This window comes from Mesorhizobium sp. M0898 (assembly GCF_040319695.1).
GTDB lineage: Bacteria > Pseudomonadota > Alphaproteobacteria > Rhizobiales > Rhizobiaceae > Mesorhizobium.
Genome location: NZ_JAMYOE010000001.1, coordinates 572,249 through 588,973 on the forward strand (window position 1 = coordinate 572,249; position 16,725 = coordinate 588,973).

Sequence of the window (16,725 nt, forward strand, 5' to 3'; positions counted from 1 at the left end):
GGCCTCGCGCCTTGCATTTTTTTTGTGCAATCATCTGGTTAGCACGACAGATTATCAAACCACATGACGTTGCGTCAGCCCAAACCCGCCCCGGCCTTTACTTTGGGTTGACCTTGCTGGCTCAGCTTGATTTCAGAGCCTCGGCTAATGCATGTCGCGCAAAAGCGTGCAGCGGTTTTGCGATAACGACATGCCTCAAACAAGAACTTAAAGCGCGTCCGATGAGGCCGGTCGAACGCGACGCGCTTTAGGCTGGGATAGTCGGACACGATAGGTAGCCGGCTAATGCGCTGGGCTCTGGTTGAAATCCGGCACGATGTGCGGGATGTCGTCGATACCGAGGCCAAGCCCTCTCGTGATGCCGTAGAAGATACCCATGAGGACCAGCGTGGCGATCGTCGTGCGCAGCGCGGCGCGCAGCATGTGCGGTCCGCGCGGTGCGCTCGGAACCGTGCCAAGCGTCACGTCCCGATCCTCGTCCTGCGTCCGCATGCTGAACGGCAGGACGGCGAACAACACCACCCACCACGTGGCGAAGAACAGGGCGATAAACGAAACCCAACTCATGCTTGCTCCAGTTCAACCAGCGTGCCGAAGAAATCCTTGGGGTGCAGAAACAACACCGGCTTGCCATGTGCGCCGATCTTCGGATTGCCGTCGCCGAGCACGCGCGCGCCGCTGGCCTTGAGACGGTCGCGCGCCGCAACAATGTCGTCCACCTCATAGCAGACATGGTGCATGCCGCCGGACGGATTCTTCGCGAGGAATGCGGCGATCGGCGAGGCTTCGCCGAGCGGCTCGAGCAACTCGATCCTGGTGTTGCCGACATCGACGAACACCACCGTAACGCCATGCTCCGGCAGCGCCTGCGGCGCCGTCACGCGCGCGCCAAGCGTATCGCGATAGACCGCCGCAGCCGCGGCCAGATCCGGCACCGCAAGCGCGACATGGTTGAGGCGTCCGAGCATAGAGTACTCCCGGGTTAGGGGAGTAGGGGAGTAAGGCAGTAGGGGAGTAGGGAAAAACTGGATCTAGAAGTGCATCTGTTTGCGCTCCTACTTCCTACTTCCCTACTCCCTTACTGCCCTACTCCCCTACTCCCTTGTTCGTCACCTCGTGACGAACACCGTCACCAGCGGCTTCTTGCCCCAGGCTTCGTTGGCCGCGCCGCGCACCGCGCGGCGCACCGCCTCCTGGACCAGGTCGAGGTCTTTTCGGCGCTGGCGGGGGATGGAGTCCACGGCGCCGATTGCCGCATCGATCATCAGGTCTTCCAGGCTCTCGCCGCTGCCGTCGGCCTCGGCGACGCCGATGGCGACGAGGTCGGGATCGCCGGCAAGCTCGTATTTGTCGTCGAGCACGACATTGACGGCGACATGGCCGGCAAAGGACAGCTTGCGGCGGTCGCGAATGCCCATCGCCTGGTCGGTGCCGATCAGCCTTCCGTCCTTGTAGATGCGGCCGAACGGCACCTGGTCGATGATGGCGGCGGCACCCGGATACAGCCTGAGCATGTCGCCGTCGCGCACCTGCGCGACCTGGCCGATGCCGGACGTCGACATCAGCGAGCCCTGCGCCACCAGATGCGCCGCTTCGCCATGCACGGGAACGCCGATCTGCGGCCGCACCCATTCATACATCTTGCGCAATTCGCTGCGGCGTGGATGGCCGGAGACATGCACCAGCGCATCGCCGTCCTCGATGATCTTGATGCCGAGATCGATCAGGCGGTTCTTGATTTCGAGGATCGCCTTCTCGTTGCCGGGAATGGTGCGCGAGGAAAACACCACCGTGTCGCCGGCCGTCAGCGCCACCGACTTCATCTCGTCGCGCGACAGCTTGGCAAGTGCGGCAAGCGGCTCACCCTGGCTGCCGGTGCAGATGATGACGAGGTTTTCGCGCGGGATGAAGCCGTAATCCTCCTCGGCGATGAATTCCGGCAAGCCGTCCATATAGCCGAGTTCATCAGCCACATCGATGACGCGCTTCATCGAGCGGCCAATCACCAGGCACTGGCGGCCGGCATCCCGCGCTGCCTTGGCGATGGAGACGATACGCCCGACATTGGAGGAGAAGCTGGTGACGGCGACCCGGCCCTTGGCGTTCTGGATGACGCTCTTGAGGCCCTCACCCACCGCCACTTCGGACGGCGATTCCCCTTCCCGCATCGCATTGGTGGAATCGCAGACCAGCGCCAGCACGCCCTTGTCGCCATAGGCTCGGAAGCGCGCCTCGTCGGTCATCGGCCCGACCGTCGGCGCCGGATCGATCTTCCAGTCGCCGGTATGGATGACGACGCCGGCCGGCGTGGTGATCGCCAGCGACATCGGTTCGGGAATGGAGTGCGCAACAGGGATGGCCTCGATCTCGAACGGGCCGACGGTGAATTTCTCGCCGGCCCGGTAGATCGTCACCGGGATCTTGGGCGCCCCTTGCTCGCCCTGCCGCTTGGCTTCCAGCAGGCCGGCGCTGAACGGCGTCATCCACACCGGCGCCTTGAGCTTCGGCCAGATGTCGTGGAGCGCGCCGTAATGGTCCTCATGCGCATGGGTGATGACGATGCCGCGCAGATTGGCGACATTCTCCTCGATGAAGCGTGTGTCGGGCAGAACCAGGTCGACGCCGGGCAGGGTTGCATCGGGAAAGGTGACGCCGACGTCGACGACGATCCATTCGCGCGCATTGGCCGGCCCATAGCCGTAGAGGGCGAAGTTCATGCCGATCTCGCCGACACCGCCGAGCGGCACGAAGACAAGTTCGGCGTTTTCCGCTGTCGCCATGGTCTTTCCTTCCTTGCCGGTCAAAATTGTCGGCCGGTCAAATTCAAGCTGGTCAAATGCTGGCCAGTCAAACGTATTGGCCGGTCAAACGCCGGCCGAGGCAACCGCGCCGAAATGCACGTCGCCGGCGGCGATCGTCAGAACCGAACCTTCATCGTCGCGGATCACGAAACGGCAGTCCTCGTCAATGGTCTCGAAGGTGCCGCGCACCACATTACCGTCAATTCTGACAGCAACCTGCCCGCCAAGCCCCGCCGCACGCGCCAGCCACCGCCGCCTGACGGCGGCAAGCCCACGCCCTTCGTTCCACAGCCGCGCATTCTCGCTCCAGGCATCCGACAGCGCCAGAAACAGCGTCTCGGCATCGCAAGCAGACCCCAGCGCGCTGAGCGACGTCGCTGGATAAGGCAAATCCTCAGGGTATGCCACCACGTTGACGCCGATACCGACAGCCACCGCCGAACGGCCACCATCCAGTATCGCCGATTCCAGCAGGATGCCGGCGAGCTTGGCGCCCGAGGCAAGCACATCGTTCGGCCATTTCAGTTCGAAACGGTTCTTGCCTTGGCTCGCACCATCGAGGCCGATCGCGATCCTGCCCTTCGGCACGACGGCGTCGAGCGCGTCGGCCAGCGCCAGTCCGGCAACGAAGCCGAGCGTCGCGGCAAGCCGAAGCTCGGTGTTGGTGATCACCAGCAGCGTCGCTGCCAGATTACCCTCGGGCGTCGCCCAGGCGCGGCCACGGCGGCCACGCCCCGCTTCCTGCTTTTTGGAGACGACCCAGAGTTTGCCCGGATCGCCGGCCCGTGCGTGCTCCAGCGCCAGCGCGTTGGTGGAGCCGACCGTGTCGTGCGCCTCGAGCCGGAACCCGTCCGAAGCCGCGGTTGGAGCCAGCCTGAACGTCATTCCGTCAGAAGAAGGTCTTGGCTGCGGCAGCGGCGTAGGTTCCGATCGGGCCGCCGATCAGCACGTAGAACAGCACGAAGGCGCCACAGACACCGAGCACGACGCGCAGTTCGGACGCCATCGGCACGAAGCCGCCGACCGGTTCGTCGAACCACATGATCTTGATGATACGCAGATAATAGTAGGCGCCCACCACAGACGCGAGCACGCCGATGATCGCCAGCGCGTAGAGGTTGGCATTGATGGCGGCGAGGAACACGTACCATTTCCCCCAGAAGCCGGCGAGCGGCGGGATGCCGGCCAGCGAGAACATCAGGATGGTGAGGATCGTCGCCATGATCGGATTGGTCGCCGACAGGCCGGCGAGATCGCTGATCTGCTCGACATTGCCCTCCTTGCGCCGCATGGCGAGGATGAAGGCAAAGGTGCCGAGCGTCATCACCAGATAGATCAGCATGTAGATGGCGACGCCGCGCACGCCGTCTTGGCTGTTCGCGGCAAGGCCGACCAGCGCATAACCCATATGACCGATGGAGGAATAGGCCATCAGCCGTTTGATGTTGGTCTGGCCGATGGCCGCAAAGGCACCAAGCGCCATCGAGGCGATCGAGATGAAGACGATGATCTGCTGCCAGTCGGCGGCGATCGGCTTGAAGGCGCCCATGGTGACGCGCACCATCAGCGCCATCGCCGCCATCTTCGGTGCCGCCGCCAGAAAAGCCGTCACCGGCGTCGGCGCGCCCTCATAGACGTCGGGCGTCCACATATGGAACGGCACCGCCGAGATCTTGAAGGCAAGGCCGGCCAGCACAAAAACCAGGCCGAAGACGAGGCCGAGCTGGCGCTCGCCGCCGCTCAGCGCCGCGGCGATCTCCTGGAAGCCGGTGTTGCCGGTGTAGCCGTAGACCAGCGAGATGCCGTAAAGCAGCATGCCCGACGACAGCGCGCCAAGGACGAAGTACTTCAGCCCGGCCTCGGTCGAGCGCAGATTATCGCGGTTGATCGCCGCCAGCACGTAGATCGCCAGCGATTGCAGCTCGAGGCCGAGATAGAGCCCGATCATGCCGTTGGCCGAGATCATCAGCATCATGCCGAGCGTGCAGAGCAGGATCAGCACCGGATATTCGAACTTGTCGAAACGCTCCGCCTGGGCAAAGCGGACCGACATGACCAGCGTCACCGCCGAGCCGATCAGCGCCAGCACCTTCATGAAGCGGGCGAATGGGTCCTGGATGAAGGCTTCGCCATAGGCATTGCCCTGCCCCGGCGAAAAGATCAGCCAGGCGCCGGCGATCACCAGCACGGCAACAGCAAGGCCGCTCACCGTGACAGTGGTGTTGGCGCGAGAATAGGCGCCGAGCATCAACAGCGCCAAGGCGCCGAGGGCGAGGATCAGCTCTGGCGTCGAGAGCGACAGGCTTGAGAGAAGGTCCGGCGTCATGGTTCGCAAACCCCCAGTCAGTTCGCCGCCGCGGTCTGCGCGGCGCCGATGGATGCGGTGACATTGGTAACGAGCGCCTTGACCGATTCGGCGGTCGCGTCGAAGATCGGCGCCGGATAGACGCCGAAGAAGATGACCAGCGCGACCAGCGGATAGATGATCACCTTCTCGCGCGTCGACAGGTCGAGCAGGCCTTTCAGGCTTTCCTTGGTCAGCGCGCCGAAGATCACCTTGCGGTAGAGCCAGAGCGCATAGGCCGCCGAAAGGACGACGCCGGTGGCGGCGAAGAACGCCACCCAGGTGTTGACCCGGAACACGCCGAGCATGGTCAGGAACTCGCCGACGAAGCCGCTGGTGCCGGGCAGGCCGACATTGGCCATGGTGAAGATCATGAACACGGTTGCATATTTCGGCATGTTGTTGACCAACCCGCCATAGGCGTCGATGTCACGCGTGTGCATGCGGTCGTAGACGACGCCGACGCAGAGGAACAGCGCGCCGGAGACCAGGCCGTGCGACAGCATCTGGAAGATCGAACCCTGGACGCCTTCCTGGTTCATCGCGAAGATTCCCATGGTGACAAAGCCCATGTGAGCGACCGACGAATAGGCGATCAGCTTCTTCATGTCCTCCTGCATCAGCGCCACCAGCGAGGTGTAGATGATGGCGACGACGGAAAGCGTGAAGATCAGCGGCGCGAACATTTCGGATGCGATCGGAAACATCGGCAGCGAAAAACGCAGGAAGCCGTACCCGCCCATCTTGAGCAGGATGGCGGCCAGGATTACCGAGCCGGCCGTCGGCGCCTCGACATGCGCGTCCGGCAGCCAGGTATGCACCGGCCACATCGGCATCTTCACCGCGAAGGACGCGAAGAAGGCAAGCCATAGCCAGGTCTGCATATTGGCCGGGAAGTTATGCGTCAGAAGCGTCGGGATATCGGTGGTGCCGGACTGGAAGAACATCGCCATGATGGCGAGCAGCATCAGCACCGAGCCGGCCAGCGTATAGAGGAAGAACTTGAAGGAGGCATAGACGCGCCGCTTGCCGCCCCACACGCCGATGATAATGAACATCGGGATCAGGCCGGCTTCGAAGAAGACATAGAACAAGACGATGTCGAGCGCGCAGAACACGCCGATCATCAGCGTCTCGAGCAGCAGGAAGGCGATCATATAGGCCTTGACGCGCTTCTCGATCGATTCCCACGAGGCGAGGATGCAGAGCGGCATCAGGAAGGTGGTCAGGATGACGAACAGCATGGAGATGCCGTCTACGCCCATATGGTAGGAGATGCCGGAATCCAGCCAGGCAAACTTCTCGACGAACTGGAAGCCGGGCTGCGAATTGTCGAAGCCGGTCCAGATGAACAGCGAAACCACGAAGGTGAACGCGGTCGTGAACAACGCGATGGCGCGGATGTTGCGGCGCGCGTTCTCGCTGTCGTCACGCACGAAAAGGATGAGCAGCACACCAACCAGCGGCAGGAAGGTGACCAGCGATAGGATCGGCCAGGCGGTCATCAGAGCATCATCCAGGTGACGAGTGCGGCAACGCCGATCAGCATGGCGAAGGCATAGTGGTAGAGATAGCCGGTCTGCAGCTTGACGACCCGGTTGGTGACGTCGACGACGCGCGCCGAAATGCCGTCCGGCCCGAGCCCATCGATGACGGTGCCGTCGCCGGTCTTCCACAGGAAGCTGCCGAGGCGCTTTGCCGGCCGCACGAACAGGAAGTCGTAGAGCTCGTCGAAATACCATTTGTTGAGCAGGAAGGCGTAGAGCAGGCGATGGTTGGCGGCGACGCTCCGAGGCATTTCCGGCGCGCGAATATAGAACTGCCAGGCAATCGCAAAGCCGATCAGCATGGCGATGAACGGTGACAGCTCGACCCACAACGGCACTTCGTGGATTTCGTGCAGGATGTGGTTGTCCGGCAGCGTGAACAGCGACGCCTTCCAGAATTCGGCGTAGCCCTCGCCGATGAAGGCGCCGTGGAAGATCACGCCGGCGAACAGCGCGCCCGCCGCCAGGATGAACAGCGGCACCAGCATGACCGGTGGCGATTCATGGACATGGTGCATGACCTCGTGGCTGGCCCGCGGCTCGCCATGGAAGGTCATGAAGATCAGCCGCCAGGAGTAGAAGGAGGTGAAGCAGGCAGCAATGACCAGCAATATGAAGGCAAACGCGGCTACCGCATTGTGGCCGGCGAAGGCCGCTTCGATGATGGCGTCCTTGGAAAAGAAGCCGGCCGTGCCGATGATCGTTACCGGAATGCCGACACCGGTCAGCGCCAGCGTGCCGATCACCATCATCCAGTAAGTCGTCGGGATCAGCGTCCTCAGGCCGCCCATTTTGCGCATGTCCTGCTCGTCGGAGACGGCGTGGATGACCGAGCCCGAGCCGAGGAACAGCAGCGCCTTGAAGAAGGCGTGGGTGAACAGATGGAAAATCGCTGCGCCATAGGCGCCGACGCCGAGCGCCACGAACATGTAGCCGAGCTGCGAACAGGTCGAATAGGCGATGACGCGCTTGATGTCGTTCTGGACGAGACCGACGGTCGCCGCGAAGAAGGCGGTGAAGGCGCCGATGAAGGTAACCACCGTCAGTGCCGAATGCGACAGCTCGAACAGCGGCGACAACCGCGCCAGCATGAACACGCCTGCCGTCACCATGGTCGCGGCATGGATCAGGGCCGAGACCGGCGTCGGGCCCTCCATGGCATCCGGCAGCCAGGTGTGCAGCGGCACCTGCGCCGACTTGCCCATGGCGCCCATGAACAGGAGCAGGCAGACGACCGTCATCGCAGCCTGCCTGTCGAGTGCGTAGCCGAGGAAGGTCAGCACGGCCGCACCTTGCGGCGCGCCTTCCGCCGGAATGAACGTCGCCGCATTGGCGAAGATGGTGCCGAGATTGACCGAGCCGAACAGCACGAACACGCCGAAGATGCCGAGCGCAAAGCCGAAATCGCCGACGCGGTTGACGACGAAGGCCTTGATTGCAGCCGCATTGGCCGAAGGCTTCTTGTACCAGAAGCCGATCAGCAGATAGGAGGCAAGGCCGACGCCTTCCCAGCCGAAGAACATCTGCACGAGGTTGTCGGCCGTCACCAGCATCAGCATGGCGAAGGTAAACAGCGACAGATAGGCGAAGAAGCGCGGCCGGTCCGGATCGTGATGCATGTAGCCGATCGAGTAGATATGGACCAGCGACGACACCGTGTTGACGACGACCAGCATGACCACCGTCAGCGTGTCGATCCTGAGCGCCCAGGACGCCTCCAGCCCGCCCGACTGGATCCAGCGCATCACCGGCACGGTGAACACCTCGCCGCCGCCGAAGCCGACCGAGAAGAAGGCGACCCACGACAGCACAGCCGCGATCACCAGGAAGCCGGAGGTGATGTATTCTGAAGCCTTGGCGCCGAGCGAAGTGCCGAACAGGCCGACGATCAAGAAGCCGAGCAGCGGAAGGAAGACGATGGCCTGATACATGGTGGTTCCGTCAACCCTTCATCATGTTCACGTCTTCGACCGCGATCGAGCCGCGGTTGCGGAAGAAGACGACGAGAATGGCAAGGCCGATCGCCGCTTCGGCCGCCGCGACCGTCAGCACGAACAGTGCGAACACCTGGCCGACCAGGTCGCCGAGCGCCGCCGAGAAGGCGACGAAATTGATGTTGACGGCAAGCAGGATCAGCTCGATCGACATCAGGATGACGATGACGTTCCTGCGGTTCAGGAAGATGCCGAACACGCCGAGCGTGAACAGGATCGCCGATACGGTCAGGTAGTGCGCGATGCCGACGACCATCTCAGACTCCTTCGCCCGTCTTGACCTTGCGGATTTCCACTCCGGTTGCCGCCGTGCGGCCGACCTGGGCGGCGATCGACTGCCGCTTGACGCCCGGCTTGTGGCGCAGCGTCAGCACGATGGCGCCGATCATGGCGACCAGCAGCACCAGCCCCGCCACCTGGAAGTAATAGAGGTAATCCGTATAGAGGATGTCGCCGAGCGCTGCTGTGTTCGAGCGCGCGGCCAGGTCCGGAATGGGCTTGGCGACCGTCGCCGCCAGTTTCGGCGCGAATGTATAGCCGCCGAGCACCACGATCAGCTCCGCCGCCAGGATCAGCCCGACCAGCGCGCCGATCGGTGCATATTGCAGGGCGCCTTCCTTCATTTCGGCGAAGTCGACGTCGAGCATCATGACGACGAACAGGAACAGCACCAGCACCGCGCCGACATAGACGACGAGCAGGATCATCGCCAGGAACTCGGCGCCGGTCAGCATGAACAGGCCGGCGGCGTTGAAGAAGGTCAGGATCAGGAACAGCACCGAATGCACGGGATTGCGCGCCGATATGACCATGAACGCCGATGCCACCGCGACAAAGGCGAAGAGGTAGAAAAAGGCCGCCTCTAGTCCACTCAGCATGGGTTCCCCCGGGTTTCCTGTCAGAACAGGACGTTCGTCCTGTTTTTTGCCACCGCCTCCGGTCGGCAAGTTGCGTGTTCCTTAAACGAGGCCCCTCGCCCCGTCCATGCGTCAAATATCAGCGGTAAGGCGCATCCAGCGAGATGTTGCGCGCCAGTTCACGCTCCCAGCGGTCGCCATTGGCCAGGAGCCTGTCCTTGTCGTAATAAAGCTCCTCGCGCGTTTCGGTCGCGAATTCGAAATTCGGGCCCTCGACAATGGCGTCGACCGGGCAGGCTTCCTGGCAGAAGCCGCAGTAAATGCATTTCACCATATCGATGTCGTAGCGCACGGTGCGCCGTGTGCCGTCGTTGCGGCGCGGGCCGGCCTCGATGGTGATGGCCTGCGCCGGGCAGATCGCCTCGCACAATTTGCAGGCGATGCAGCGTTCCTCGCCGTTGGGATAACGGCGCAGCGCATGTTCGCCACGGAAGCGCGGGCTGACCGGCCCCTTTTCATGCGGATAGTTGATCGTCTCCTTCGGCGCGAAGAACTGGCGCATCGACAGGAAGAAAGCGCTGACGAAATCCTGCAAAAGCAGTGACTTGGCGGCCTGGGAAAGAGCGGACATCAAAGGGCTCCCGAAAGTTTCATACCTTGAATCCATCCAACTATTGGCAGAAAGGCAAAACCGAAAAAGGCAACGCCTCTTAGGACACGTCGGTTTTTCAGTGGAAGTTCGGGCTTCAACCAGTAAGCGCGAAGTAGAAAGAACTCGACAGCCGCAAAAGCAACGCCACCGATCGCTCCCCCAATTTCATATGTCATCACGCAAACCCCGTGATTTTGAGGAATGCCGCGGTGGCGACCACCATGAACAGCGAGATCGGCAGGAAGACCTTCCAGCCGAGCCGCATCAGCTGATCGTAGCGATAGCGCGGCACGAACGCTTTCACCATCGAGAACATGAAGAATACCAGGCAGACCTTGAGCACGAACCAGATCAGCCCCGGCACCCAGGTGAACGGCGCGAAGTTGAAGGGTGGCAGCCAGCCGCCAAGGAACAGGATGGTGGCCAGCGCGCACATCAGGACGACGGCGACATATTCGCCGAGGAAGAACAGCAGGAACGGCGTCGAGGAATATTCGACCATATGGCCGGCGACGAGTTCCGATTCGGCTTCCACAAGGTCGAAGGGCGGCCGGTTGGTCTCGGCCAACGCCGAGATGAAGAAGACGATGAACATCGGGAACAGCGACAGCCAATGCCAGTCGAGGAAGGTGTTGGGCAGGCCGAGCCGCGTGCCCAGCCCGTCCTGTTGCGACAAGACGATGTCGGACAGGTTGAGCGAGCCGACGCAAAGCAGCACGGTGACAATGACGAAACCGATGGAGACTTCGTAGGACACCATCTGCGCCGCCGAGCGCAGCGCGCCGAGGAAGGGGTATTTCGAATTGGACGCCCAGCCGCCCATGATGACGCCATAGACCTCGAGCGAGGAGATGGCGAAGACATAGAGGATGCCGACATTGACGTTGGCGATCGCCCAGCCTTCATTGACCGGTATGACCGCCCAGGCAGAGATCGCCAGCACCGCCGACACCAAGGGCGCCAGCAGGAAAACGCCCTTGTTGGCGCCGGACGGGATGACCGGCTCCTTGAAGACGAATTTCAGCAGATCGGCGAAGGCCTGCAGCGTGCCCCATGGGCCAACGACGTTCGGGCCTCGGCGCAATTGCACCGCCGCCCAGATCTTGCGGTCGGCGTAGAGCACATAGGCGACGAAGATCAACAGAACGACGATCAGCACGACCGACTTCAAAAGAATCAGCAGCGCCGGCAGCACGTAGAAGGAGAAGAAGGTGTCCATATCTACTCCGCCGCCTGCCTGAAGCCGTTCTTCGCCAAAGCCGAGCACTCCGCCATCACTGCGGAAGCCCGCGCGATCGGGTTGGTCAGGTAGAAATCCTTGACCGGCGAGGTGAAGGTGCCCTTGTTCAGCCGCCCGCCGAGCTTGGCAACCCTGGCGATGTCGGCCGGGTCGCCGGCCACGACATGGTCGATGCGGGCAAGATGCGGGTATTCCGCACAGAGCTTTGCGCGTAGCTGCGGCAGCGAATCGAACGGTAGCTTCTTGCCGAGCACATCCGACAGTGCCCGAAGGATCGCCCAGTCCTCGCGTGCCTCGCCGGGCGCGAAGCCGGCACGGTTGGTCTGCTGCACGCGCCCCTCGGTGTTGACGAAGGTGCCCGACTTCTCGGTATAGGCGGCACCCGGCAGGATAACGCTGGCGCGATGCGCGCCCTTGTCGCCATGCGTGCCGATATAGACGACGAAAGCGCCGCCGGTCTTGGCCATGTCGATTTCGTCGGCACCGAGCAGGAACAACACATCGGTCTCGCCCAGCATGCCGGCGACGTTCCTGCCGCCCTCGCCCGGCACAAACCCGACATCGAGGCCGCCGACGCGTGCCGCGGCGGTGTGCAGCACGGCAAAGCCGTTCCAGTCGGCCCTGGCGGCGTTGACGGCGACGGCGAGCTTCGCCGTCTGGCCGAGCACGGCCGCCCCGTCCGGACGCGCCAGCGCACCCTGTCCGACGATGATCAGCGGATGCGTCGCCTTCTTCAGCAGCTGGAAAAACTTGCCGTTACCGTCGGCCAGATCCTTCAGCGATTCCGGCCCGGCGCCGAGCTGCTCGTAATCATAGCGCGTATCGCCGACATCGCCGATGACGCCGACCGGCAGATTGCCGGCCCGCCAGCGCTTGCGGATGCGGGCGTTGAGCAAGGATGCCTCGAAGCGCGGATTGGCGCCGATGATCAGCACCGCATCGGCCTGTTCGATGCCTTCGATGGTCGGGTTGAACACATAGCTCGCCCGGCCGAGCGACGGATCGAGTGCGGCGCCGTCCTGGCGGCAGTCGGTGTTCTTCGAGCCGAGCGAAGCCATCAGAAGCTTCAGCGCGTAGATCTCCTCGACGGCTGCGAGATCGCCGGCAATGGCACCGATCTTTTCGGGTGCCGCATTCGACACCTCTTCCTTGATAGCGGCAAAAGCCTCGGCCCAGCTTGCCGGGGCCAGTCTGCCGTCCTTGCGCACATAGGGGCGGTCGACGCGCTGCGTGCGCAAGCCGTCCCAGATGAAGCGGGTCTTGTCGGAAATCCATTCCTCGTTCACCGCCTCGTTGGTACGCGGCAGGATGCGCATCACTTCGCGGCCCCGGCTATCGACGCGGATCGCCGAGCCGACGGCGTCCATCACGTCGATGGATTCGGTCTTGGTCAGCTCCCACGGCCGTGCCTGGAAGGCGTAGGGTTTGGAGGTCAGCGCACCGACCGGGCAAAGGTCGATGACATTGCCCTGCAGTTCCGAAGTCATCGCGCTTTCGAGATAGGTGGTGATCTCGGCATCCTCGCCGCGGCCGATCAGGCCGAGCTCGGATATGCCCGCAATCTCGGTGGTGAAGCGGACGCAGCGCGTGCAATGGATGCAGCGGTTCATGATCGTCTTGACGAGCGGCCCGATATACTTGTCTTCGACCGCCCGCTTGTTCTCATGGTAGCGCGAGGAATCGACTCCGAACGCCATCGCCTGGTCCTGCAGGTCGCACTCGCCGCCCTGGTCGCAGATCGGGCAGTCCAGCGGATGGTTGATCAGCAGGAATTCCATCACGCCTTCGCGCGCCTTCTTGACCATCGGCGTGTTGGTGAAGATTTCCGGCGGCTCGCCATTCGGACCGGGGCGCAGGTCGCGCACGCCCATGGCGCAGGACGCCTGCGGCTTGGGCGGGCCGCCCTTTACTTCGATCAGGCACATGCGGCAATTGCCGGCGATCGACAGCCGCTCATGGAAGCAGAAGCGCGGCACTTCCGCGCCGGCGTCCTCGGCCGCCTGCAGCAGCGTGTAATGGTCGGGTACAGTGATCTCTTTCCCGTCGACCTTGAGCTTTGCCATTTCGCCTCAAACCCCTGCGGACGTTCCGCAATCTTTCCTTCCGGGCGCAGCCGAGACCGCGCACGATATTGAATTCACTTTTTGGCCCCGGCCAACGCGGCCGCCTGACCGATCCAGCCGTCACGGCCGATGCGGCCCTTCAACGACAGGTAATCTTCGACCCAGGCGATCTCTTGCGGCGTCCACGCGGCGATCTGGGTGTATGTCCAGATGCCAAGGCCGTTCAGCACCTTTTCCAGTTTCGGCCCGATGCCCGATATCGCCTTGAGGTCGGCCGGCTCGGCTGGCCGATCCATCGGCTTGGGCTGCTTGAAATCCTCCGGCATCAGCCCGGCCGACGCATCCGCTGCAACGGTGCTGGCATTCGCCAAGCTCCGTGCAGCGGTGCTCGTCGCAATGTCAGTCACATCGTTGGCGAAGGACTGCGCCTCGGCAATCAGGGTTTTGGTCGCCGCGCGCGCCTTGGTGGAGGAGCTTTTGCCGGTCGCGGAAAAGCGTTCCGTTCGCGCCTCGAAATCCTCGGCGACCGGCTGCCAAAGCCGCTGCGAGGTCTCGGCCGCGCCTGAAAGCACGCCCATCCAGATACCAAAGGCGTGGTTGGCAAGCCCGATGCCGAGTGCCGTCATCGCCGCCGCGCCCGCGACAGGATGCGCCAGGAGATTGACGGCATTGGCCATCTCCTTCGGCATCATCCTGGTCAGATCCTGGTTCATCTTCAACAACGGGTCCATATCGGGCGTAAAATCGTCGGGTGTCGAAAACAGCGACATAGGTGATCTCCTGGTCGTTTCCGTCTGCCCCGCGCTCGTTTCCTCGTTTCGGGCATTCGCCCGCAATTTTTTGAATTCTTCTATTCCGCCGCCGCCAGCACCGGTTCGGCGCGGTGTGCGTTGCGCGAAAACTCGTCGATGCGCCGCTCCACCTCGCCGCGGAAATGCCGCATCAGGCCCTGGATCGGCCACGCCGCCGCATCGCCCAGCGCGCAGATCGTATGGCCCTCGACCTGCTTCGTCACGTCGAGCAGCATGTCGATCTCACGCTTCTGCGCCTCGCCGCGCACCAGCCGTTCCATCACCCGCCACATCCAGCCGGTGCCCTCACGGCAGGGCGTGCACTGGCCGCAGCTCTCGTGCTTGTAGAAATAGGACAGCCGCGCGATCGCTTTCACGATATCGGTCGATTTGTCCATGACGATGACAGCCGCCGTGCCGAGGCCCGATTTCAGGTCGCGCAGCGCGTCGAAATCCATCGGCGCGTCAATGATCTGCTCGGCCGGCACCAGCGGCACCGAGGCGCCGCCCGGAATGACCGCCAGCAGATTGTCCCAGCCGCCGCGAATGCCGCCGCAATGCGTCTCGATCAGTTCGCGGAACGGGATCGACATCGCCTCTTCGACGGTGCACGGATTGTTGACGTGGCCGGAGATGCAGAACAGCTTAGTGCCGACATTGTTGGGCCGGCCGAAGGACGAGAACCAGGCGGCACCGCGGCGCAGGATGGTCGGCGCGACAGCGATGGACTCGACATTGTTGACTGTCGTCGGGCAGCCATAGAGGCCGACATTTGCCGGAAATGGCGGCTTCAGCCGCGGCTGGCCCTTCTTGCCCTCGAGGCTTTCGAGCAGCGCCGTTTCCTCGCCGCAGATATAGGCGCCGGCGCCATGGTGCATGTAGATGTCGAAATCGTAGCCGGAGGTGTTGTTCTTACCGATCAGCTTGGCCGCATAGGCCTCGTCGATGGCGCGCTGCAGCGCCTCGCGCTCGCGGATAAACTCGCCGCGCACATAGATGTAGGCGGCGACCGCGCCCATGGCGAAGCCGGCAAGCAGGCAGCCTTCGACCAGCGTATGCGGGTCATGGCGCAGTATGTCGCGGTCCTTGCAGGTGCCGGGCTCGGATTCGTCGGCATTGACGACGAGATAGCTCGGCCGGCCGTCGCTTTGCTTGGGCATGAACGACCATTTGAGCCCGGTCGGGAAACCGGCGCCGCCGCGGCCGCGCAGGCCCGATGCCTTCATCTCGTTGACGATCCACTCGCGCCCCTTGGCAACGATGCCGGGCGTGTTGTCCCAGGCGCCGCGCGCCATGGCGCCGGCCAGCGACTTGTCGAAGCGGCCGTAGATGTTGTTGAAGATGCGGTCTCTGTCCTGAAGCATTGCTCGTTCCTCAGACCGGCTTCTTGCCGGTCGGCCGGCTCTTGTTTCCGGGCGACGGCTTGGCCGCCTTGGCGGCAGCCTTCGCCGGTTTGACCTTGGCCTCCGGCGCTTTGAAAGCAGACGCCGGCTCGGCCTTGTTCTTGGGGCCCTTGCGCTGTTTCGAGACGTCCTCGACCTGCGGTTCGGCCTTGTTGGCATTGGCGGCCGAATGCAGAGGCGCTGCGACGCTCGCCGCCCTTTCCGCCGCGGGCGCGACTTTCGTCGCCGACGGCGATTTCAGCGCCGGGTTGGTCTCGACCGCGTCGGTCTTCGGCTTGCTGGCATTCGAGGGCGCAACCGGCGCCGGCGCGGCAGGAGCAGCTGGCGGAACTGATGCTGCGGCGGCAGCTGCCGGCTCTGCATCCTTGGCGGCCTTGGTCGCCGCCCTGGTTTCCCGGTCGCGGGTCGCCTTGAGGATCGCCTTTTCGCTCTTGAGGGTCGTCAGGCCACTGGCCGGCTCAGAGGTGATGCGGCCGTTTTGCGGTCCTGGCGTCACCGAAGCACCTTTGCCGGCGTCATAGAGGTCGATGATCTCGGCAAGCCGCTCCGGCGTCAAATCCTCATAGGTGTCCTTGAATATCATCACCATCGGTGCGTTGACGCAGGCGCCGAGGCATTCGACCTCCTCCCACGACAGCGTGCCCTTGTCATTGGTGTGGAACTGGTCGTGATGGATCTTCGAGCGGCAGACATCCATCAGCGCTTCCGAGCCGCGCAGCATGCAGGGCGTGGTGCCGCAGACCTGGATATGCGCGCGGGTGCCGACCGGATTGAGCTGGTACTGGGTATAGAAGGTAGCGACTTCCAGCCCACGGATATAGGGCATTCCGAGCATGTCGGAGATCGTCTCGATCGCCGCCTTGGTCACCCAGCCCTCCTGCTCCTGCGCCAGCATCAGCAAGGGGATGATCGCGGACTGCTCGCGCCCCTTCGGATATTTCTTGATCCACTGCTTCGCCGCTGCCGCATTCGCCCTGTTGAAGGCGAACGAGGCTGGCTGGAGGCTGGCTTCTGCGAGACGGCGGACTGACAT

At 63.2% G+C, this 16,725-nt stretch carries 15 protein-coding genes; all 15 read right to left on the bottom strand.

What is annotated here, in order from left to right:
• Positions 1–282: 282 nt before the first annotated feature.
• The 15 genes from NKH90_RS02805 to nuoE all read right to left on the bottom strand — a co-directional run bounded on the left by NKH90_RS02805 (position 283) and on the right by nuoE (position 16,725).
• Positions 283–567: a DUF1467 family protein gene (locus NKH90_RS02805; protein ID WP_352470241.1), complete on the bottom strand. Its 285-nt coding sequence runs from the start codon at positions 565–567 to the stop codon at positions 283–285.
• Positions 564–968, bottom strand: a complete 405-nt coding sequence (mce, locus tag NKH90_RS02810; RefSeq protein ID WP_352450005.1) for a methylmalonyl-CoA epimerase — start codon at positions 966–968, stop codon at positions 564–566. The genes NKH90_RS02805 and mce overlap by 4 nt, the downstream gene beginning before the upstream one ends.
• A 141-nt stretch (positions 969–1,109) precedes the next feature.
• The gene (locus NKH90_RS02815; RefSeq protein ID WP_352450006.1) at positions 1,110–2,780 is read right to left on the bottom strand and encodes a ribonuclease J; all 1,671 of its coding nucleotides are present in this window, start codon (positions 2,778–2,780) and stop codon (positions 1,110–1,112) included.
• Between the two features lie 84 nt (positions 2,781–2,864).
• On the bottom strand, positions 2,865–3,686 hold the full coding sequence (locus NKH90_RS02820; protein ID WP_352817106.1) for a biotin--[acetyl-CoA-carboxylase] ligase: 822 nt from the start codon (positions 3,684–3,686) through the stop codon (positions 2,865–2,867).
• 4 nt (positions 3,687–3,690) lie between these two features.
• Positions 3,691–5,127 carry an NADH-quinone oxidoreductase subunit NuoN gene (gene nuoN / locus NKH90_RS02825; protein ID WP_352817108.1) on the bottom strand — a complete coding sequence of 479 codons (1,437 nt, stop codon included), beginning with the start codon at positions 5,125–5,127 and terminating at the stop codon, positions 3,691–3,693.
• A gap of 17 nt (positions 5,128–5,144) precedes the next feature.
• Positions 5,145–6,650, bottom strand: coding sequence for an NADH-quinone oxidoreductase subunit M (locus NKH90_RS02830; RefSeq protein ID WP_352681670.1), 1,506 nt, complete (start codon positions 6,648–6,650; stop codon positions 5,145–5,147).
• Positions 6,650–8,623: an NADH-quinone oxidoreductase subunit L gene (gene nuoL / locus NKH90_RS02835; RefSeq protein WP_352817111.1), complete on the bottom strand. Its 1,974-nt coding sequence runs from the start codon at positions 8,621–8,623 to the stop codon at positions 6,650–6,652. Before nuoL ends, NKH90_RS02830 begins: the two co-directional genes overlap by 1 nt.
• Positions 8,624–8,633: 10 nt before the next feature.
• Positions 8,634–8,942, bottom strand: coding sequence for an NADH-quinone oxidoreductase subunit NuoK (gene nuoK / locus NKH90_RS02840; protein ID WP_023676620.1), 309 nt, complete (start codon positions 8,940–8,942; stop codon positions 8,634–8,636).
• 1 nt (position 8,943) lies between these two features.
• Positions 8,944–9,564: an NADH-quinone oxidoreductase subunit J gene (locus tag NKH90_RS02845; protein ID WP_023676621.1), complete on the bottom strand. Its 621-nt coding sequence runs from the start codon at positions 9,562–9,564 to the stop codon at positions 8,944–8,946.
• A 118-nt stretch (positions 9,565–9,682) separates the two neighbouring features.
• Positions 9,683–10,174, bottom strand: a complete 492-nt coding sequence (gene nuoI, locus NKH90_RS02850; protein WP_023676622.1) for an NADH-quinone oxidoreductase subunit NuoI — start codon at positions 10,172–10,174, stop codon at positions 9,683–9,685.
• Positions 10,175–10,370: 196 nt separating this feature from the next.
• Entirely contained in the window at positions 10,371–11,414 is a 1,044-nt protein-coding gene (gene nuoH, locus NKH90_RS02855; protein ID WP_292663045.1) for an NADH-quinone oxidoreductase subunit NuoH, read from the bottom strand.
• Positions 11,415–11,416: 2 nt separating this feature from the next.
• Positions 11,417–13,498, bottom strand: coding sequence for an NADH-quinone oxidoreductase subunit NuoG (gene nuoG, locus NKH90_RS02860; RefSeq protein ID WP_352817114.1), 2,082 nt, complete (start codon positions 13,496–13,498; stop codon positions 11,417–11,419).
• 74 nt (positions 13,499–13,572) lie between these two features.
• Positions 13,573–14,268, bottom strand: a complete 696-nt coding sequence (locus NKH90_RS02865) for a helix-hairpin-helix domain-containing protein (RefSeq protein ID WP_352767876.1) — start codon at positions 14,266–14,268, stop codon at positions 13,573–13,575.
• Positions 14,269–14,348: 80 nt separating this feature from the next.
• Positions 14,349–15,653 (bottom strand): NADH-quinone oxidoreductase subunit NuoF, encoded by a 1,305-nt coding sequence (nuoF, locus tag NKH90_RS02870; protein WP_023676626.1) that lies wholly within the window; start codon positions 15,651–15,653, stop codon positions 14,349–14,351.
• A gap of 10 nt (positions 15,654–15,663) precedes the next feature.
• Positions 15,664–16,725: an NADH-quinone oxidoreductase subunit NuoE gene (gene nuoE, locus NKH90_RS02875; RefSeq protein ID WP_352767875.1), complete on the bottom strand. Its 1,062-nt coding sequence runs from the start codon at positions 16,723–16,725 to the stop codon at positions 15,664–15,666.